The sequence below is a fragment of the Peribacillus huizhouensis genome (assembly GCF_014138605.1).
Taxonomy (GTDB): Bacteria; Bacillota; Bacilli; order Bacillales; family DSM-1321; genus Peribacillus; species Peribacillus huizhouensis.
Genome location: NZ_JACJHX010000012.1, coordinates 1 through 17,091, shown reverse-complemented (window position 1 = coordinate 17,091; position 17,091 = coordinate 1). Strand labels below are relative to the sequence as shown.

Annotated in this window: 16 protein-coding genes and 1 pseudogene; 7 read left to right on the top strand and 10 right to left on the bottom strand. The window is 36.1% G+C overall.

What is annotated here, in order from left to right:
• Positions 1 to 44: 44 nt before the first annotated feature.
• The 3 genes from HNP81_RS16510 to HNP81_RS16500 all read left to right on the top strand — a co-directional run bounded on the left by HNP81_RS16510 (position 45) and on the right by HNP81_RS16500 (position 3,198).
• Entirely contained in the window at positions 45 to 887 is an 843-nt protein-coding gene (locus tag HNP81_RS16510) for a MurR/RpiR family transcriptional regulator (protein ID WP_182503322.1), read from the top strand.
• A gap of 519 nt (positions 888 to 1,406) precedes the next feature.
• Entirely contained in the window at positions 1,407 to 2,513 is a 1,107-nt protein-coding gene (locus HNP81_RS16505) for a glycosyltransferase (RefSeq protein ID WP_182503321.1), read from the top strand.
• On the top strand, positions 2,503 to 3,198 hold the full coding sequence (locus HNP81_RS16500) for a lysophospholipid acyltransferase family protein (RefSeq protein ID WP_028390194.1): 696 nt from the start codon (positions 2,503 to 2,505) through the stop codon (positions 3,196 to 3,198). Before HNP81_RS16505 ends, HNP81_RS16500 begins: the two co-directional genes overlap by 11 nt.
• A gap of 141 nt (positions 3,199 to 3,339) precedes the next feature.
• Here HNP81_RS16500 and panF read toward each other — a convergent pair whose 3' ends face one another.
• Together panF and HNP81_RS16490 are read right to left on the bottom strand one after the other, a co-directional pair.
• Positions 3,340 to 4,797 (bottom strand): sodium/pantothenate symporter, encoded by a 1,458-nt coding sequence (gene panF, locus HNP81_RS16495; protein ID WP_182503320.1) that lies wholly within the window; start codon positions 4,795 to 4,797, stop codon positions 3,340 to 3,342.
• The gene (locus HNP81_RS16490; protein ID WP_182503319.1) at positions 4,794 to 5,084 is read right to left on the bottom strand and encodes a YhdT family protein; all 291 of its coding nucleotides are present in this window, start codon (positions 5,082 to 5,084) and stop codon (positions 4,794 to 4,796) included. The genes panF and HNP81_RS16490 overlap by 4 nt, the downstream gene beginning before the upstream one ends.
• Positions 5,085 to 5,710: 626 nt before the next feature.
• Here HNP81_RS16490 and HNP81_RS16485 point away from each other — a divergent pair.
• The 3 genes from HNP81_RS16485 to pcp are packed head-to-tail and all read left to right on the top strand — an operon-like array spanning position 5,711 to position 8,009.
• Complete coding sequence (locus tag HNP81_RS16485; RefSeq protein WP_182503318.1) at positions 5,711 to 6,400, top strand: DUF969 domain-containing protein; 690 nt, start codon at positions 5,711 to 5,713, stop codon at positions 6,398 to 6,400.
• Positions 6,397 to 7,359, top strand: coding sequence for a DUF979 domain-containing protein (locus tag HNP81_RS16480; protein WP_182503317.1), 963 nt, complete (start codon positions 6,397 to 6,399; stop codon positions 7,357 to 7,359). The genes HNP81_RS16485 and HNP81_RS16480 overlap by 4 nt, the downstream gene beginning before the upstream one ends.
• Positions 7,360 to 7,361: 2 nt before the next feature.
• Positions 7,362 to 8,009, top strand: coding sequence for a pyroglutamyl-peptidase I (gene pcp, locus HNP81_RS16475; RefSeq protein WP_182503400.1), 648 nt, complete (start codon positions 7,362 to 7,364; stop codon positions 8,007 to 8,009).
• Positions 8,010 to 9,037: 1,028 nt separating this feature from the next.
• On the opposite strand, the gene HNP81_RS16470 is transcribed toward pcp, so the two are convergent.
• The 4 genes and pseudogenes from HNP81_RS16470 to HNP81_RS16455 form a co-directional block, all read right to left on the bottom strand.
• The gene (locus tag HNP81_RS16470; protein ID WP_051404803.1) at positions 9,038 to 9,367 is read right to left on the bottom strand and encodes a hypothetical protein; all 330 of its coding nucleotides are present in this window, start codon (positions 9,365 to 9,367) and stop codon (positions 9,038 to 9,040) included.
• 136 nt (positions 9,368 to 9,503) lie between these two features.
• Positions 9,504 to 10,034 (bottom strand): annotated as a pseudogene (locus HNP81_RS16465) (GNAT family N-acetyltransferase).
• Between the two features lie 61 nt (positions 10,035 to 10,095).
• The gene (locus HNP81_RS16460) at positions 10,096 to 10,851 is read right to left on the bottom strand and encodes an ABC transporter permease (protein ID WP_182503316.1); all 756 of its coding nucleotides are present in this window, start codon (positions 10,849 to 10,851) and stop codon (positions 10,096 to 10,098) included.
• Positions 10,848 to 11,582, bottom strand: a complete 735-nt coding sequence (locus tag HNP81_RS16455) for an ABC transporter ATP-binding protein (protein ID WP_028390186.1) — start codon at positions 11,580 to 11,582, stop codon at positions 10,848 to 10,850. Before HNP81_RS16455 ends, HNP81_RS16460 begins: the two co-directional genes overlap by 4 nt.
• 288 nt (positions 11,583 to 11,870) lie before the next feature.
• Here HNP81_RS16455 and HNP81_RS16450 point away from each other — a divergent pair, with 288 nt between their 5' ends.
• Positions 11,871 to 11,993: a DUF4023 domain-containing protein gene (locus HNP81_RS16450; protein ID WP_084552174.1), complete on the top strand. Its 123-nt coding sequence runs from the start codon at positions 11,871 to 11,873 to the stop codon at positions 11,991 to 11,993.
• A gap of 247 nt (positions 11,994 to 12,240) precedes the next feature.
• Here the strand turns inward: HNP81_RS16450 and HNP81_RS16445 are convergent, their stop codons facing one another.
• From HNP81_RS16445 to HNP81_RS16430, 4 genes are all read right to left on the bottom strand, one after another.
• The gene (locus HNP81_RS16445) at positions 12,241 to 12,879 is read right to left on the bottom strand and encodes an esterase/lipase family protein (RefSeq protein ID WP_028390185.1); all 639 of its coding nucleotides are present in this window, start codon (positions 12,877 to 12,879) and stop codon (positions 12,241 to 12,243) included.
• A gap of 361 nt (positions 12,880 to 13,240) precedes the next feature.
• Positions 13,241 to 13,846, bottom strand: coding sequence for a methyltransferase domain-containing protein (locus tag HNP81_RS16440; RefSeq protein ID WP_182503315.1), 606 nt, complete (start codon positions 13,844 to 13,846; stop codon positions 13,241 to 13,243).
• Positions 13,847 to 14,632: 786 nt separating this feature from the next.
• The gene (locus tag HNP81_RS16435; RefSeq protein ID WP_182503314.1) at positions 14,633 to 15,928 is read right to left on the bottom strand and encodes an MFS transporter; all 1,296 of its coding nucleotides are present in this window, start codon (positions 15,926 to 15,928) and stop codon (positions 14,633 to 14,635) included.
• Positions 15,929 to 16,007: 79 nt separating this feature from the next.
• A complete protein-coding gene (locus HNP81_RS16430; RefSeq protein ID WP_182503313.1) occupies positions 16,008 to 16,634 on the bottom strand; it encodes an ArsR/SmtB family transcription factor in 627 nt (208 codons plus the stop codon).
• Positions 16,635 to 17,091 lie beyond the last annotated feature (457 nt).

Genomic DNA, 17,091 nt, shown 5'->3' with positions numbered 1-17,091 from the left:
GGGATAATAAGGCAGAAAAAATCTTTCTCAAATAGGAGAACAACATGGAATATTTAGGTGATAACCTCTTGCATGGAATTGAATGCAATATGAATAAATTCACAAACACAGAAGAAGAACTTGCTCGTTATATTATTGAACATCCTGATGAAATTAGCCAAATTACTAGCAGTCAGATTGCCAAGAGATTACATATTTCACCTGCAACCATCACACGATTCTGTCAAAAAATGTTATTTTCAGGCTTTAATGAGTTTAAACATGAACTAAAAAGATATGTAGATCTTAGAGATAAACCGAACTTAACAGCTGATATTAAACAAATGGATTATTTTGCACAACTCTATCAAAACCATTTAGATATTATCGAAAATACGTTCAGAAAGGTGTCATATCTAGACATCCAACAAGCCGTCTCCTTCCTTACTCAAGCTGATAAAATCCATGTATATGGAATTGGGAATTCAGGAATTACAGCACAGGAATTCAAATCTAAGTTTTTTAGAATTGGATTAAATGTTGAAACCATTACCGACCCACATCAGGCCGTAATGGATGCAGCTCTAAGTACAGAAAAAAGCGTAGTGATTGGAATATCTGTCTCCGGACAAACAAAAGAAGTCATTCGCGCCGTTAACATTGCCAAGCGGCAAGGGGCTGCCATTTTAGTCTTTACTGGTGAAAAAGAGTCTGAGCTCTCCCATTTAGCTGACTTAACAATCCTTTCTATGAATAAAAGGAATATGTATATGGGGCAGAATATTTCACCATCCTTACCGTTCTTTTTACTATTTGATTTAATTTATACTGAACTCATTGCAAAGGATTATAAAAATAGAATTCACTTTCGCGAAAAAACATTAAAGGCATTTTACGATAATTATTAATATTTCTAGTACATGAATTCATATCTTTTACCTTGGATTTATTCCTCGCGCTTGGCTGTCGTATTTTAGTTGCGTATTTCACCCACCCCAGTTTTCAAAAGTGAGCTCACCGGTTTTATCACAATTAAATCATGTCCCCTTGCGTCAGACTGGTTATGAAATTGGGGTGTCCAAAAGCAATGGGTCAAACCCTTAAGAGACACCTCCATTTTATGGTTTACTCAACTTTTCTGCATAAAGTACTGTGGTACATGCCCTTATTCTATAATTACTTTTGTAATATTAACAAATTGAACAGAAAGTTGGATTGGCCAGAAAATAGTGCAGGACCACTTCCACTGTTAACACCTTCCCAGTTGTCTTCTTCAAGATATCAATGGTATTACCCCAATAGTAAACATAAACCATGATCAAGAGTCATATTTTATACAGATTAAATGCAAGATTAGTAGTTATAAAGTGCAGCTGATTATTCCCTTATAACTTTGCACTTTATCCCTTGGAAAGGAGATTATTATAATGAAAAATTGCGCCATAATAATTCCTGTCCTTAACCCTACAATCAGTTTGATTGATTATGTCCACAGATTATTTGCAGAAGGGGCTGCCGAAATCATTATTGTAAATGATGGTAGTAAAGAAGAATTAACGTATATTTTCACTGAATTAAATATGGTCGATCATTGTACAGTCTTAACCCACGATATGAATAAAGGGAAAGGCAGAGCGTTAAAGACGGCATTTGAATATTTTCTTAAAACGTATCAACATTTAGATGGTGTAGTGACAGCTGATGCTGATGGGCAGCATGCCGTAGAAGATGTATGCAAAATCGCTCTAGCACTAGAAACTAATGAAAGCGGAATCATTTTAGGGGTTCGGGATTTTGGTGAAGCCAATGTACCATTCCGAAGTTTGCTTGGTAACAGGACCACAAGTTTTTTCTTTCAATTCTTATATGGATATAAACTAAAAGATACACAAACAGGACTAAGAGGATTGCCAACAAGTGAACTCCCAAGGATTTTGGAGCTTAAAGGTGAACGCTACGAATATGAGATCAATATGTTAATCTATGCTAAAAAGATGAATATCCCATTTAATGAGATTCCGATACAGACTTTATATTTTGATAATAATTCCAGTTCGCATTATCACTCTGTATTTGATTCAATTAAGATATTTTCAAAACTTTTCTCTGGACTTCTCCGTTATTGTTATTCAACGATACTTTCAGGATTATTAGATATTGGCAGTTTTATTTTGCTGAACAGTGTGATACTCGTTGGGTTGCCACTTGAAGCACGTATTTTTTATGCTACATTTGTTTCTCGAGTCCTTTCTTCTGCGAGCAATTTCTATATGAATCGGACATTTGTTTTCAGCAATCAAAACAAGCTAACCCATTCAATTTTCAAATATTATCTATTATGTATCGGGGTCATGTTATCTTCCTATATTTTAGTAACTACTGCTACCATTTATATGGGTATGAATGTGATTCTTGCAAAAATTTGCATCGACCTTTTACTAGGTATGATTAGCCATCAAATTCAACTTTATTGGGTATTTAAAGCGGTTGAAACGACCAAAAAACAGATGATCGGTGAACGGAATGAAAGATAATTTTTATGGGACATTTTTCAGATGTATCCAATTTATCGTAAGATTGATTTACCCTACATACCATGTTCAAATGCCAAATCATCGAAAAGGTCCGGTAGTGTATATTTCGCATCATCAAAATACATTTGGTCCATTTGTGACAATGCTATGGTTCCCAAAAAGTTTGCATGCATGGATTCTACATGTCTTCCTTGATCAAGCTACCTGTTATACACAGTATGCCAACTATACGTTTACAAAAAGAAACGGGATGAATCGATATCTTGCAAAAATCTGTGCGTATCCGCTATCCTATCTTATTGCAAAACTTTTAACTTCAAGCAAAGGAATCCCTGTGTACAGAGGTTCTCGACAAATTCTACAAACCTTTACACAGAGTGTTGCTGCTTTACAAAAAGGTGAAAGTATCGTCATTTTTCCAGATATTGAATACAGTGACTCGTCTTCGCGTACAAAAGCAATGTATGAAGGTTTCCTTTACTTAGAAAAATACTATTATAAAGCCACAGGTCAACATTTATGTTTTGTTCCTTTATACGCCAGTAAAAGTAAAAAAGCAATCCTTGCTGGTCAACCCATCTATTTCAGGGACGGGAAAGATTTTAACGGGGAAAAAAAGATGGTCTATCAAAAAATTCACGGTCAGCTGAATCAGTTAGCGAAGAATTGTGGGGATGTGAAATAACAAGATGGTTCGTCCTCTTCTCTTTCGTTGCTAAAAAAATCGCCATGGTGATGTAACTCAAGAGTCAGACCTCGCATTCTATACACAGGGGTCTGGCCCTTTATGAGACACCTCCACAGCATGTATTCCTCTGTATTGCAATCATCCATTTGTTTCTAGATGAAGATTCGATGAAAGTACATATTTATGAGTCATTTTACTGATGATTACATATGCGATAAGAGATAATAAAACAGGTAAAACAACGGTATGCATGCCTAAAGCGTTTGGATAGAGTCGATCAAATAAAATATAAGATCCCATCCCGACACCCATTGATGAAATGGCACCATATTTATTTCCTTTACTCCAATAAAGTCCAAAAACAATCGGCCATAAAAAGACTGATTCTAACCCACCGAAAGAGAATAGGTTTAGCCAAATGAGCAAGTCTGGTGGACTTAAGGCAAAGAGAATCACCGAAATTCCTATTAAGGTCGTCACCCAAAAGCTAGCTCGTTTCACCTGAATTTCCGACGCATTGGGTTTAAGATAATTTAAATAAAGATCCTTCACAATGGCTGAACTTATCAAAATTAATAACGAGTTTACAGTCGACATGATGGCTGCCATTGGTGCAGCGAGTACGAGCCCAGCTAAAAATGGCGGTAAAACTTCTAGCGTAAGCGTCGGCATCACTTTATCACCAATCTCAATACCTGGAAGTATCGCCCTTGCAAAAACACCAATTACGTGCATACCAAGCATAATCGTTCCAATGACAAAAGTTCCGATGATGATTGCTTGATGCATGCCTCTTGAGTTTTTATAGGACATCGCTCGCACGGCGATTTGCGGTAAGCCAATAACGCCCACTCCAACTAAGATCCAGAAAGAAGAAACATAAATAGGTGTTAAATCTCGCTCCGCTCCATAAGGGGAAACAAGATTTGGATTTTCCGCCACAAGCTCTTGAATAATATTGGAGATCCCACCACCCGCTTTAATAGTAGCGACTAGTAAGATAATCGTCCCCAATAACATGACGACCCCTTGGACGGTTTCTGTTAAAGCGACAGCTCTAAAACCACCAATAATGACGTAGAAGAGAACTGAAACAGCAAAAAGAAACAATGCTGTAGTATAAGACAAGCCTGTCAAAGATTCAATCAGTCTTGCTCCCCCTACCCATTGTGCGGCCATCGAAGAAAATAGAAACACGATGATACTAACGGCCGCTATAATAACAACGGCATTACTTTTATACCTTTCCTTCAAAAAATCAATTAAAGTAATCGCCTTGTATTTTCGTGCGATAATCGAAAATTTCTTCCCTAAAACCATTAAGACAAAATATCCTGCTGGAAGCTGTGCCATCGAAAGAAGGACCCACCCTAGTCCTTTCGTATAGGCCACTCCTGGGCCACCGATAAAACTACTCGCACTTCCATATGTAGCAATCATCGTCATCGCTAATACAAAGCCACCCATCTGTCTATCACCGAGGAAATATTCTTGGAGAAAGGAATCTGTTGAACGAACATATCTACTTGCCCAAAAACCAATAGAAAATATAACGACTAAAAATAAAAGTAACGGAATAATAACCTGCCAGTTCATACTTGATTTCCTCTTTCTTCTTCCTCTTCAAACGGAACTTCCTTGAATAGGAATTTCACACTATAGACAACTAGGAAGAACATCACAATAAAACCTAGGACACAACTGTAAAAAAACCATTCTGGTAGACCGAACACATAGTTATAAGAGGCTGGATCACCTGAGCCTAATCCATAAGCAAATCCAAACCATAACATAAAATTAATGACGACAAGAACGACTCCTATTTTTGCTTCCCTATGTGCTATTTTAAATCGCTTGTCTTTCAATTTTTCTTTGTCTTTCATATAAATCCTCCATCTTTTATAGTCACATTGAGATCTTACATGTACAATCAAAGACACTTCTCAAGTTAACAACGACACGATCCCCTTCTGCAGCAACACTTAGTAATTTTTCTTTAGCCTTTTGCAAACATTCTCTATGTGACTTTATAAGGTTTTCGGCTGCTTTCTTATACACCCTTTAACTCAAAATACAATTTTATCACTTTTCAGCAGTATTCTGAAGTAAATGAGGATAGAAGAAAAGGTGATAAAGTGACGACTATAAAGAATGGCAATGGGTAAAAATATGTCTTTAGGAGAATGTCCATAATATGAAAAACAGAAACACCATGTCTACTCCTATTTCGTATGTCTCCAGTTAATTTGAGGTATAGGGATCATTTTTTAAAAATAATATCTACATAATGAATATTAACGTATTTCCATTACTTTATTAATTGCTTAAACTAATATATTCCATAGAGAAACCATACTCTTTCAGCCTTTGTTCTGAAAAACCATTAATTATTTTACAAAAATAATATCTTTCTTTCATAAATAATATTATGATAAAATATCGTTTATATTAAATTAAAGTGCTATTTTTCAGATAAAATGAAACTTGCACCTAAGGAGTTGTGATTAATATGGTATTAATTGGTGTTGCCTTAATTATTATAGGCTTTGCAATAAGGTTAAATCCGCTTGTGGTCGTGACTGTTTCCGGTTTGGTGACTGGCTTAATTGCAGGTCTACCTATCGTGGACATTATTACGCAATTTGGGGAAGCATTTACAACGAATCGTTATATGTCCATTTTACTCGTAACACTTCCCGTTATTGGTTTATTAGAGAGAAGTGGGTTACAAAACCAAGCAGGCCATCTTGTTTCGAAAATCAAAGCAGCGACAGCTGGTCGAATTATAACGATTTATTTACTATTTCGAGAAATAGGAGCGGCTCTTGGCTTATTAAGTATTGGTGGTCACCCTCAAACTGTTCGTCCTCTACTTGCGCCGATGGCTGAAGGAGCTGCAAAAGCAAAATATGGCGAAATTCCAGAGAAAGAACGAGATGAAATTCGCGCACATGCGGCAGCCGCTGATAATATCGGATTATTTTTCGGCGAAGATATATTTGTTGCAGTCGGAGCCATTTTATTAATGAAGGGCTTCTTTGACCAAAATGGGATAGAATCCGATCCGATTTCAATGGCGCTTTGGGGAATCCCTACAGCGGTTTTTGCTTTAATTGTTCATTCAATTAGACTTCGCTTATTTGATAAAAAGCTGGATCGAACATTAGGCTCAACAACTAAAAAGGATGTGATAAGATGATTTTTTCCGTTGAATTTATTTATATTATAATGGGGATCATTTGCTTATGCTGTTCCTTGTACACTTTTAGTGATAAAGCAAATCCTCGTCGACACTTATCTGGATTGTTTTATTTCATCTATTCCATCACTCTATTATTTGGAAGTGTTATACCACCATTCTATATTGGTTTAATGGTTATTATCCTGGTACTTGTCGTTGGTATGGGCGGACTTCGCAAAGGAAGTTATGGCGAATCATCGGCACAAGAAAGAGAAACACAGCGTAAACGTCTAGGTAGCTGGTTATTCTTCCCTGCACTTCTTATTCCTATCATTACGGTAATCGGTGCAAAAGGATTTGAAGGAGTAAAAATTAATTCATTGTTTATATTGGACCCTAAAAATCCAACATTAGTTGCATTAGGGATAGCCTGTTTGATTGCAATTATTGCAGCGATGTACTTGACAAAAAATACGCCACAAACGGCTATTAAGGAATCTCGCCGATTATTAGAAGCGATCGGCTGGGCTGTATTATTGCCACAACTTTTAGCAACATTAGGTACGATTTTTACAAAAGCTGGCGTAGGAACCGTTGTTTCGGATGTCGTGACTAAAATCATTCCTGAAAACTCCTTATTTATGATTGTATTTGTCTTCTGTATTGGTATGGCATTATTTACAATGATTATGGGAAATGCATTTGCGGCGTTTCCAGTAATGGCAGCAGGAGTTGCTGTTCCATTTTTAATTACTCAATTTGACGCAAATCCGAATCATATTGCTGCAATCTCTATGTTTGCTGGCTATTGTGGAACACTTATGACACCAATGGCAGCAAATTTCAATATCGTCCCTGCCGCATTACTAGATTTGAAGGATAAAAATCATGTCATCCGTGTACAAATTCCAACAGCATTACTAGTGCTTGCATTCAATATCGTACTTATGTATGTACTTGTGAAATGGGAGGTTTAATGATGAGAAAAAAGGTATTAGTAACCGGCTTCGAACCATTTGGAAATGATACAATAAACCCAGCACTAGAAGCAGTCAAACAATTAGAAGGTGTTGTCATAGATGAGGTTGAGATTGTCACTCAAGTAGTACCAACTGTCTTTCATGAATCAATCAAAGCGGCGATCAAAGCGATTAAAACTCATGAGCCTGATGTTGTCATTTGTGTTGGTCAAGCAGGGGGACGTACGCAAATAACCCCAGAGCGAATCGCCATTAATGTCGATGATGCACGAATTCCAGATAATCAGAAAAATCAGCCGATCGATGAACCTATTTCAGAGGATGGGCCAGCTGCATATTGGTCAACTTTGCCGATCAAACGAATCGTTCATCAGATGAGGAAAGATGGCGTCCCAGCTTCCGTTTCCAATACTGCCGGGACGTACGTTTGTAACCATCTATTTTATGGATTAATGCACTATTTAACTAATCATGCGCCGCAAATACGTGGCGGCTTTATCCATATTCCATATATTCCCGAGCAAACGGTCGAAAACGGTTCTCCGAGTTTAAGTCTTGATATTATTGTAAGTGGGCTCAAAACAGCAGCAGTCATTGCAGCTACTGAAAAAGATGATATTCGAGAAATTGGTGGCACCACACACTAGACTCTCATTTTGAAACGAGCCAAATTATACAAAGATGTCGTCTATTTAGGATGACATCTTTTTTCTTCGACAAAACTCTTAACTTTCGATTTGACCTTATTTTCATAGACAATCTATTATCTATGAAATATAAGGATTTTAAAGGTACAGACATGCAAATTTGTGCCACTTACATTATGTCGAAATTTGATTTACAGAAATCTTTGCAAATGTAAGCGTTTTCTATTAAAATCATTTATAGGCGGATGACATGCGGGGTCATCATTGTATTTGGCGAAGGCGGGGCCGATACAGGAGAATTCTTATAAGAATTGACTAAATAAATTTGTGTTTAAAGACCAACATCTAGTATGCGGGGTACTATATTCTACATACCAAACTTCCTACAAAGAGGTGGAGGCTGCAGATGTATTATCATATGTTTTTACAGACAAACTTATGATATTCGTTCATTCTCCTTAGAATTGTAGCTCCATTCCCTTTTCCTTCCTTCATAACCATTACCTAAACTTCACTAGTTTTTTACATTAAATGTATGAAAGAATCATAGGTTGGCAATTATAATAAAAAGGCAGTTTAATAGTTAGTTGGAGGTGATTCTATTGAAAGAGAATACAAAAAGATTGACTGATTTTTTTCAAGAAGATCGATTTGAATTAAACTCGTACCTCACTTATATGTTTAATCAATTTGTTGATTACGCACGGAAACCACTGAAAGACCAAATGATAAAGTGAAGGGAAAACCCATCATTAAATGAAAAAGATAAGCGACTTGGTTAATCAAAAGAGATAATTAGGTCGCTTATTGTTATTAGACTTGACCTAAAAGCGGCTCGGAAAATTTTATTTTCGTTTGAAGGACATGGGGCCGGTGCTTCGCCACTTACTAATAAAGCCAAACTACTTAGCGTGTATACTAATTTTATCGAGAAAATATCCAAAATTCCGGCTAAGCACCGCCACCATTGAGATTAGGCGGGTGTAGCATTCAATAGGATTGATCCTCTTATAGTAAATGGTGGCGTTTTAACGCAATAGGATTTTTGTATGTAACTGATCTTGATCACGATAAGAACGATAGGATACGAATTTTTTGTCAGTCGTCTCTACGTCCAACTGTAATATATGAGAGCCCCTCATTTCTAAATAATATTGAATCTCCTCTTGTTCCAAATGATAAAACGAATAGGTGATGCCCAAAAGAGTACGATTTTCCTGTTGTGTCTCTGAATGATGAAGTACATAGTCCGCCAATTCTTGAATCGTAGTCGAGGATCCTGCAATCGTAGATTTCACAAGCGCAGCTGCTTGTTGAAAAGTAGATTTTACATTTTCCATAATTTGATGCAATTTCATATTGTCCTCCTTTCAATTCGGATCATGTTTGTTTATTTGTACAAATATTATTTGTATTTTTGCTCGGATACATTCCTAAATGAAGTCGTTCTTTTTGCTTCCCCTTTATCAGCCTTGTCTCATTCAAATCCTATACTCATGTAAGAAATTCTTTTGGATATTCTACGGTTCCAGTAACATGATGCAAAGCTCCTGATTTCAGTTCCAATGCCATAAAGGCTTCATTTGGTACTTCAAATGGTGCCGATATCTTATATTTGCTTGCTGGAACAAATCCAAAGCGCGGATAATACTCTTCATGCCCGAGCACAATCACAGATTCAAAACCAAGAGATTTCGCTCGTTTTATTCCCTCTAGAATAAGTTTGCTACCAATCCCTTTACCTTAATAACTGGGTAATACTGCAACCGGTGCAAGAGCAAGAGAGGGATACTTTTCTTTCCCATTATGTATCATGATTTTTGTAAACAAAATATGCCCCACAATGTCATTCTCTAATACAGCATGTAAGGATAGCTCTGGAATAAATGCCCCACTCTTCCTTAGTCTTGCCACTAGGTTGTGTTCATCATGGTCTGTATACTCTGCATGCTCAAAAGCTGACTTTATCATAGTTTCGACTGCTCGATAATCCGAACTGGTTTCTTGTTTAATTGTAAAATTCATGTTTATCACCTTTCTATATGTAGAATATAATCCAACTACCACAATTTACAAATATTAGATTTTACCAAGCGCTGATATCTAGCTGCTGTTTCTTATTAAATAATTCCGGATAAATGAGAAAGCCCAGGATAATAGCTGTCAGGACTGCTGCAAACAAGATCATAAATACAATCAATAGTTGAAAACGGACGGCTTCTACAGGGTCAGCTCCAGCTATAATCTGTCCGGTCATCATGCCCGGAAGTTGGACAAGACCAATTGTTCTTTGTCCTTCAATCGTTGGGATTAAACTGGACCGTATTGATTGTTTTAGGATTGGATATATGGATTGTTTTACACTTCCTCCAAGTGACAAGACGAGCACAACTTCTTCTTTTCTCATTTCCAACTCCGCTTTTAAACGATTTAAGAAAAGACTTGCGATAACCATTGAATTACCGATTATCATTCCACTAATGGAGATTGTATACTGCGGAGTTGCCGGTACGATCTGTAATCCAAGTAAAAACCCTTGAGTGATTATCTCAACGATACTAATCGTCAAGAAAATTTTCCAAAAAATACGTGGTAAACCCTTACCGCGTTTCGCTGCATTTATAGTTGCTACGAACACCATAACTAAGAGCATCAAAATCATAGCAAGTGGATTCTCAAAACCAAATACGGTGTTAAGAATATAACCAACAACAAGTAATTGAATGGTGGCCCGAATACCCGTAATAATCAAGTCTCGACCAAGTCCTAACTTAAATGCGTGTGAAAGAAAAAAGGAAAAAATAACGAATCCAAAACTGAAGAGAAGGGCAATTAAACTCATTTGTACTCCCTCCTCATCTCCAAAAATTGTTTTGTCTGCTCTTGTTTTGGCTTAACAAAAAATTGCTTAGTAGGAGCCGCTTCGACTATTCTCCCCTCAATCACGAGCCACGTTTGATCGCCTACTCTTTCTGCTTGCGATTGATCATGCGTAACCCAGAGAATCGTCGTTTGCCTTTCACGGTTAATCCGTAAAATTAGTTCTTCTACCTCATGTGCAGACAAAGAATCTAATGCGGATGTTACTTCATCGAGCAATAAAATAGCTGGATCGTTCACTAATGTTCTAGCAAGCGATAATCTTTGTCTCTGCCCACCTGAAAGCTCTTTGGCCTGACGTAGCAAAAGATCTTCTGTTAGTCCTACATACTCCATGTATTTCTTAGGATTTTCTAACGTTTTGCCCTGCAGCCTTTTAGGCAAAGACAAATTTTCCTGTACTGTTCCAGTAAGCATAGGAGCGCCTTGAAAAGCTATGCCAACCTGACGTCTAAGTGTTTGGATATCCCAGTCGCCAACGTCCTTTCCCTGAATCCATACCTCCCCTTCATCAGGAGTAAGCAACAAATTGCAAAGGGACAAAATCGTACTTTTCCCTGACCCTGATGGTCCAATAATAGTGACAATCTCCCCTTTTTCTACCTTTCCACTCACTCCTTTTAATACATTCACTACCTCTTGCTGATTCAAATATGTCTTACTGACGTTTATAAATTCAATTTCTGTAGTCATCGTTCGTAGCCAGCACTCCTCATCACCCTTCTTTATTATCGAGTATATACTATACAAATGCTATTTTTTATATCTTAAGGATTTTTTTGTAATATTTGATGTTTATACAACGATTTTTCGCAAGTTTTGGTTCTCTACTTATCATCTTTACTCTCTTTTACTAACCAACTTGCGCATATTACTTACCAATTCATTTTAGCTACATGAAGAATTCTCGTTTGTTAATGTGCATCTTTCTAAGGATTTTGGTTACATTAAAAACTACTTGATAAAGGAGGAGGAATTACGATGAAACAAGAAAGCACGCATGATTATGTAGAGAAACTACATGATACACAGAAAAAAAATGAGCAAAATAAAAAGAGGCAAGGCAACGGACATCCTGAAGAGAAGTTGCCAAATAATCAGTAGCAACTTTCTCCCTTAAAAATCAAATTGTTTGGGAGATTCAACTTGAGGCAACTCTTTCAGCTATACACTGTTTAAAGAAAAAAGGCTACCCGATAAGTCAGAAGTATGACTTTCGGGACAGCCCTTGTTATCTCTATCAATCCAGTATCTAGCAGTATTGAAATTTAATCTAAATTAATCCAGACATTCTTGATTTCTGTCTATGATTAATTGTTGAAAAAACTAAGTTCAAGATAAGATCCTTTTGTTAATTTGTATTTTGGCCCCCGCCATTCAATCCTTCTTTAACCAGCTCGTATACTTTACTGTTCATGAGCATTCCCACGTGGTCTGCACCACTGATTTGAACGTTTTTCGCTCCCTGAAGGACTGAAAGCCAAGTAGGCACCACATAGTCGTTGGTACTATAAATCGAAGTATAAAGAATTTTTTGGTTAGGATTAGTACCTACGGGAGCTTTCGATGTTACATATTTGTTTGGAGAACCCAACGTTACCACATCGTTTACCTTGCTTCCGCCGCCATTGAGGATATAAGTTAGGGTATTAAGGCCTCCCGCGCTGTGTCCAACAATATCAACCTTGCTCTTTCCTGTTTTCTTTAATACCTCATCTATATAAGAAGTAAGCTGTTTTTGATTATTCAAACTAACACCAGATTTATCCGTAAATTCGATAGCATATATTTCATTATCGGACCAGCCTTGTTTTTTTAGATAATTTATTATGCCATAAAAGCCTGTACTTGTTCCGCCTGCACCGTGAATGAAGATAACTGGATCATGGCCATTAGTCTGCGCTTTGGAAACAGTAGGCTGAATAGTAACCACAGAAAAAATAATGGCCATGCATACCATTAGTGAAAGTAGCAATCTCTTATTTTTCATTATTGTTTTCCTCCTAAGTGTTTGACTGCTTTCTTGCTACTTTAGTGTCATACATTTTGGAGGCAGAATCAACCGGCAACTTTTTCTAACCTTGGTAACCTGCAGATATTTAGCAGGCAAGACAATAACCCTTCCTCTATGTCCCCTGTAGAATACAGAAATCAGCTGCTTTGTTTGGCCTAGTCCTTTTATCAAAATGGCATATTCAAATGGTACCCTTCAATAATAACTAAGTTTTAGTTTAATGATTGAATGTACCTTAATTATTTTTTAAAAAATATCAACTCTAACCAACATATTAGATTATTAGTGGATGCCCCATTAGGCACTTCCCCCTTTGAAACACCTTCCTTATATCTTTCTAATAAACTAATCGATAAATTAAAAATTTCTCATAAGGATTATGCGCATAGTCTGGCAGGATGACTTCTTCTTTTATTTCAAATGAGGTTTGGTTCTCTAAAAAATAATGATAATCATCTGACGGATAATACAAAATTAACTCGATTTCCCTTTCAAACTCCTCAACTGACAACAAGATATTATTAATAATTTGCATAAAAATTTGGATTGAAAATGGATTAAAAAAATAAAAACGATTATCTAACGGATTAATTTGATATTCTTCTGCTAAGCAACAATGAAAATGGATTATATCTGTTCTGTTTTTTACCTTCTTCAAATATCTTGTTCGATTTTCAATCGCTTCTTTACAAAATCTTTCGTTCATTTCAATCCCAACAACAGTCGCCTGAAATAAATGGTGGATATAGAAATTTAACCGTCCTTTTCCACAGCCAAAATCGACAACACGATCACTGCTTTTCAATTCATAGGAATTAAATAAAGTTTCGAGCGCACGATATGGTGTTGGCTCATACCGATGATAATGCATAGAATTATTGAATCCCTTTTGGTCACCTGCTGTTCTTATGTTTAGTAATGCATCATAGTACTGTTCATTCATGGACTCGCCCCTCAGTTTACAACATCAACTTTTATCATATAGATTTTTCTAAATGAATGAAAGTAATTCCATGTTCCCAGAAAACATTGCGAGTTTTTTTCAGCAATGATAGTAAGTGCTTATAGAAGACTTCGTTTATGCCCATCTATTGTTTTCTCTCTTGACCGGATATTATATAAAACTATGAGATAAAACCTATGAATCCCTGACAAGCCTGTATTTTCAAATGAGACAAAACTAAGAGGAAGACAAAAACATAATAATATAAGGTCGAATATTTCATAATATCTAGCTAAAACTATATTATTATAATCCAAAATGTTATTTATCTAGTTTATCCTTTAAACTATCAAGGAAATATCAAATTATATGAGTATAACCAAAAACTATATAACGTAATTTTCACCTATTTATCAATACTAAATTCTGAATAGAAACAATAAAGGCATTTAAAATTGCTATTAAAAATGGAAAGGAGGCACTACTTAAATTGCAGTACCTCCTTTTAAAGTTCTTAAAATATTCAGTTCAGCTTTACTTCTAAAATTGAAACAAATAATAAAATTATTTAATTCTTATTCCACTAAAGCGCCCGATTGTGGAAGATCAAAGGTCGTTGAAAAGGTTCTTTATTAAAAAGTAGCACCCGTTCAGTTAAGGATTTTGATACCCCAGTATTTACAAACCGGAAAAATATATCAGGGTATCACCAGCAAAATGCGATTTACAACATTTAGAGTTATACCATTTAAAAACGGCCCCCACCTTAAGTAAGAACAAAAATATCTAAAATTTATGTGTCCCTCTTTCAAGAACAAAAATATTTTGCTCCTCAAAGTTAAGTCTAAATGTTTTTGCGCTCATTTCTTCCCCCTTAGGTAATGCCCTTAATGCTGGGTGGACAAGCCAAACAATAGATATACATAGCACTCCAACTCCTGTAAAAGCAAAAATAATTTTACTATTAACTATAGTGGCTAAGTAACCACCTAATAAAGATCCTATAGGCATGACGATAACACTCAAACTATACATGACTGAGTTAACTCGGCCTAAAACTCTATTAGGAATAACTGATTGCGAAACCCCTGCAATTAATACATTTACTGCACCAATCGGTATCCATGCTAACCCAAAAAGTAAGGTTGAAAGTATAGGTGATGAAACTAATGCTGCAGATGTCCAGCAGCACGCCCCAAGTGTGAAGCAAACAATGGATAAGATACCGACACGATATTTTCCAAGGAAGGACCCCAGTAACGCACCAATAAAAGAACCTGCGGATAACGTCGTTAATAATACGCCATACATTTCTACTCCTCCTAATATATCAGAAAAAGAAGGCAGTATAGCCATGGTCATGCCAATACAAAAGTTAGCAATTGAAGACCCCACTAAAAATACCCACAGTAATGAATTAAAAACGATTGAAAACCCTTCCGTTAATTTTTTTAAATAAGCCTTTATGGATAACTTTCTATGTTTCTCTTCTTTAGAACTTTGATCTGCATTCTGGGTAACTTTTAGTAAACTAAAAAAGATGGCTGCCATAGCAAAAGTTATAGAGTCAACGACGTACAAACATATTGCTCCTACAGCTGCTACGAAAATTCCGGCTAGGGCATTAAATACAAGATCTACCCCTTGATAAGCAAAGGAAAAAAGAGAGTTCCCTTTTATTAATTCTGATTTACTAAGGATTAAAGGAAGTGCTTTTGTCTGAGTTGGATAAGCAAATTCCTCTATAAATGCAATAATAGGCATAACGATTAAAATTAGTTGAATGGAGAGAAATCCAAATAAATAGGAGATGGGTATAATTAAGATGAGCACGGATTGTAGAATTTGTGTAATCACTAAGGTCTTTTTGATTCTCCACCTATCCACAAACGGTCCTAAAAGAAACTGCATTGCTTTGGGCAGTAATATTAAGAAACCCGCCAGACCCGTGTAAAAAGAGCTTTTACCCAGTTCATACACAAGCCACATGGATGCAACATAATAAAGACTATCCCCCATATTAGTGACTATTCTACCTAAAAATAAGTAAAGAAAGTTTTTGTTTTTTAGTAAAAATTTCATTATTTACCCCCCCGTAGTTAAATTTAGTTGAAACGGTTAGTTTTTTTTAACATGTTCATAAAAAGAACAAGGAGTATTGTTACTCCTCTTCTTTATTACTTTTCATATCATCCATTACAGGCTCGTCAATTTGGAAAGCCATTGTGGAAATATAATAGATTTTGCTATCAGGGTCGCTTGTTTGGGTCTCTTTTGTTATCTCGCTAAATTCTTGCATTAGGGCGAAGTACTTTTTTATCCAATCTTTAAAGTGGTCTTCTTTTGCGGAAAATTGCCACATGGATCCTACATAATCCCATTCAGAAGGGTCTTCGCTAGCTTTATTCAATTTAAAAGCGTTCTCGGGTGCCGAAAGAATAACACTTTTGGTTCTTTCAGCCATTTGCAGAAGCAGTTGTCTGGAATTTTCACTAATATCTTCCAGGTGTGGAAGTAACTCTGCAGCAGGAGTAAAACCTCTGGCAACAGATTGATAAAACTTCTGAATGATACCATTCTTCTCTTCTTTCTTTACAATTGAAATGAGTTGATTTTTTTCTAGTTCTTTAAGATGATAATGAATTTTTGCCCGGGATAAATTAAAGTACTCAGATAACTGTTGACCTGTATATGGTTTTTCTAACAAACGCATCATCATCTCTGCCCGTAACGGATCACTAAGTGCTTTTAATTGACTGTACTCTGTTAAGGTTAATATTGGTTTCATAAAATCAACTCCGTAATATAAATTTACACAGTAAAATTTATTTAACTACATGGTATCATTTGGTTATTCTCCAAACAAGATGAAATGTACTATATTAAATGATAATCTCTTTTTAGAGTTTTTCTCTCTAAATAGTCCACGTTTGGGAATTTGTTTGAATACTTTTGAATTAGCGCTAAAAACTTGTTAAAGGAGGGTCACAAATCAATATTTCATTAGTGTTGAGGATAGACGTTTTGGGAACCCTTATACAAAATATGCGTTTTTTGCTCTGTCCCCCAATTACTCACAAAACTTTAATACCTAAAGCTCTATAAAGAAGAAAAACTTATTAAAGGCATAAATATTCTTATTCCATTAAATGGCCCTATAACGGAAAAAAGCGATCTTCTTTATTGAAGAATCGCGCCCGATTGTTGAATATCGATTCTCTATTGCAAAGTATGGTTGTACTACC

Bases quoted from the DNA above. Each gene is read 5' to 3' on its own strand.
- HNP81_RS16510 (WP_182503322.1), top strand. From the start codon at position 45: ATGGAATATTTAGGTGATAACCTCTTGCATGGAATTGAATGCAATATG.
- HNP81_RS16505 (WP_182503321.1), top strand. From the start codon at position 1,407: ATGAAAAATTGCGCCATAATAATTCCTGTCCTTAACCCTACAATCAGT.
- HNP81_RS16500 (WP_028390194.1), top strand. From the start codon at position 2,503: ATGAAAGATAATTTTTATGGGACATTTTTCAGATGTATCCAATTTATC.
- panF (WP_182503320.1), bottom strand. From the start codon at position 4,797: ATGAACTGGCAGGTTATTATTCCGTTACTTTTATTTTTAGTCGTTATA.
- HNP81_RS16490 (WP_182503319.1), bottom strand. From the start codon at position 5,084: ATGAAAGACAAAGAAAAATTGAAAGACAAGCGATTTAAAATAGCACAT.
- HNP81_RS16485 (WP_182503318.1), top strand. From the start codon at position 5,711: ATGGTATTAATTGGTGTTGCCTTAATTATTATAGGCTTTGCAATAAGG.
- HNP81_RS16480 (WP_182503317.1), top strand. From the start codon at position 6,397: ATGATTTTTTCCGTTGAATTTATTTATATTATAATGGGGATCATTTGC.
- pcp (WP_182503400.1), top strand. From the start codon at position 7,362: ATGAGAAAAAAGGTATTAGTAACCGGCTTCGAACCATTTGGAAATGAT.
- HNP81_RS16470 (WP_051404803.1), bottom strand. From the start codon at position 9,367: ATGAAATTGCATCAAATTATGGAAAATGTAAAATCTACTTTTCAACAA.
- HNP81_RS16460 (WP_182503316.1), bottom strand. From the start codon at position 10,851: ATGAGTTTAATTGCCCTTCTCTTCAGTTTTGGATTCGTTATTTTTTCC.
- HNP81_RS16455 (WP_028390186.1), bottom strand. From the start codon at position 11,582: ATGACTACAGAAATTGAATTTATAAACGTCAGTAAGACATATTTGAAT.
- HNP81_RS16450 (WP_084552174.1), top strand. From the start codon at position 11,871: ATGAAACAAGAAAGCACGCATGATTATGTAGAGAAACTACATGATACA.
- HNP81_RS16445 (WP_028390185.1), bottom strand. From the start codon at position 12,879: ATGAAAAATAAGAGATTGCTACTTTCACTAATGGTATGCATGGCCATT.
- HNP81_RS16440 (WP_182503315.1), bottom strand. From the start codon at position 13,846: ATGAATGAACAGTACTATGATGCATTACTAAACATAAGAACAGCAGGT.
- HNP81_RS16435 (WP_182503314.1), bottom strand. From the start codon at position 15,928: ATGAAATTTTTACTAAAAAACAAAAACTTTCTTTACTTATTTTTAGGT.
- HNP81_RS16430 (WP_182503313.1), bottom strand. From the start codon at position 16,634: ATGAAACCAATATTAACCTTAACAGAGTACAGTCAATTAAAAGCACTT.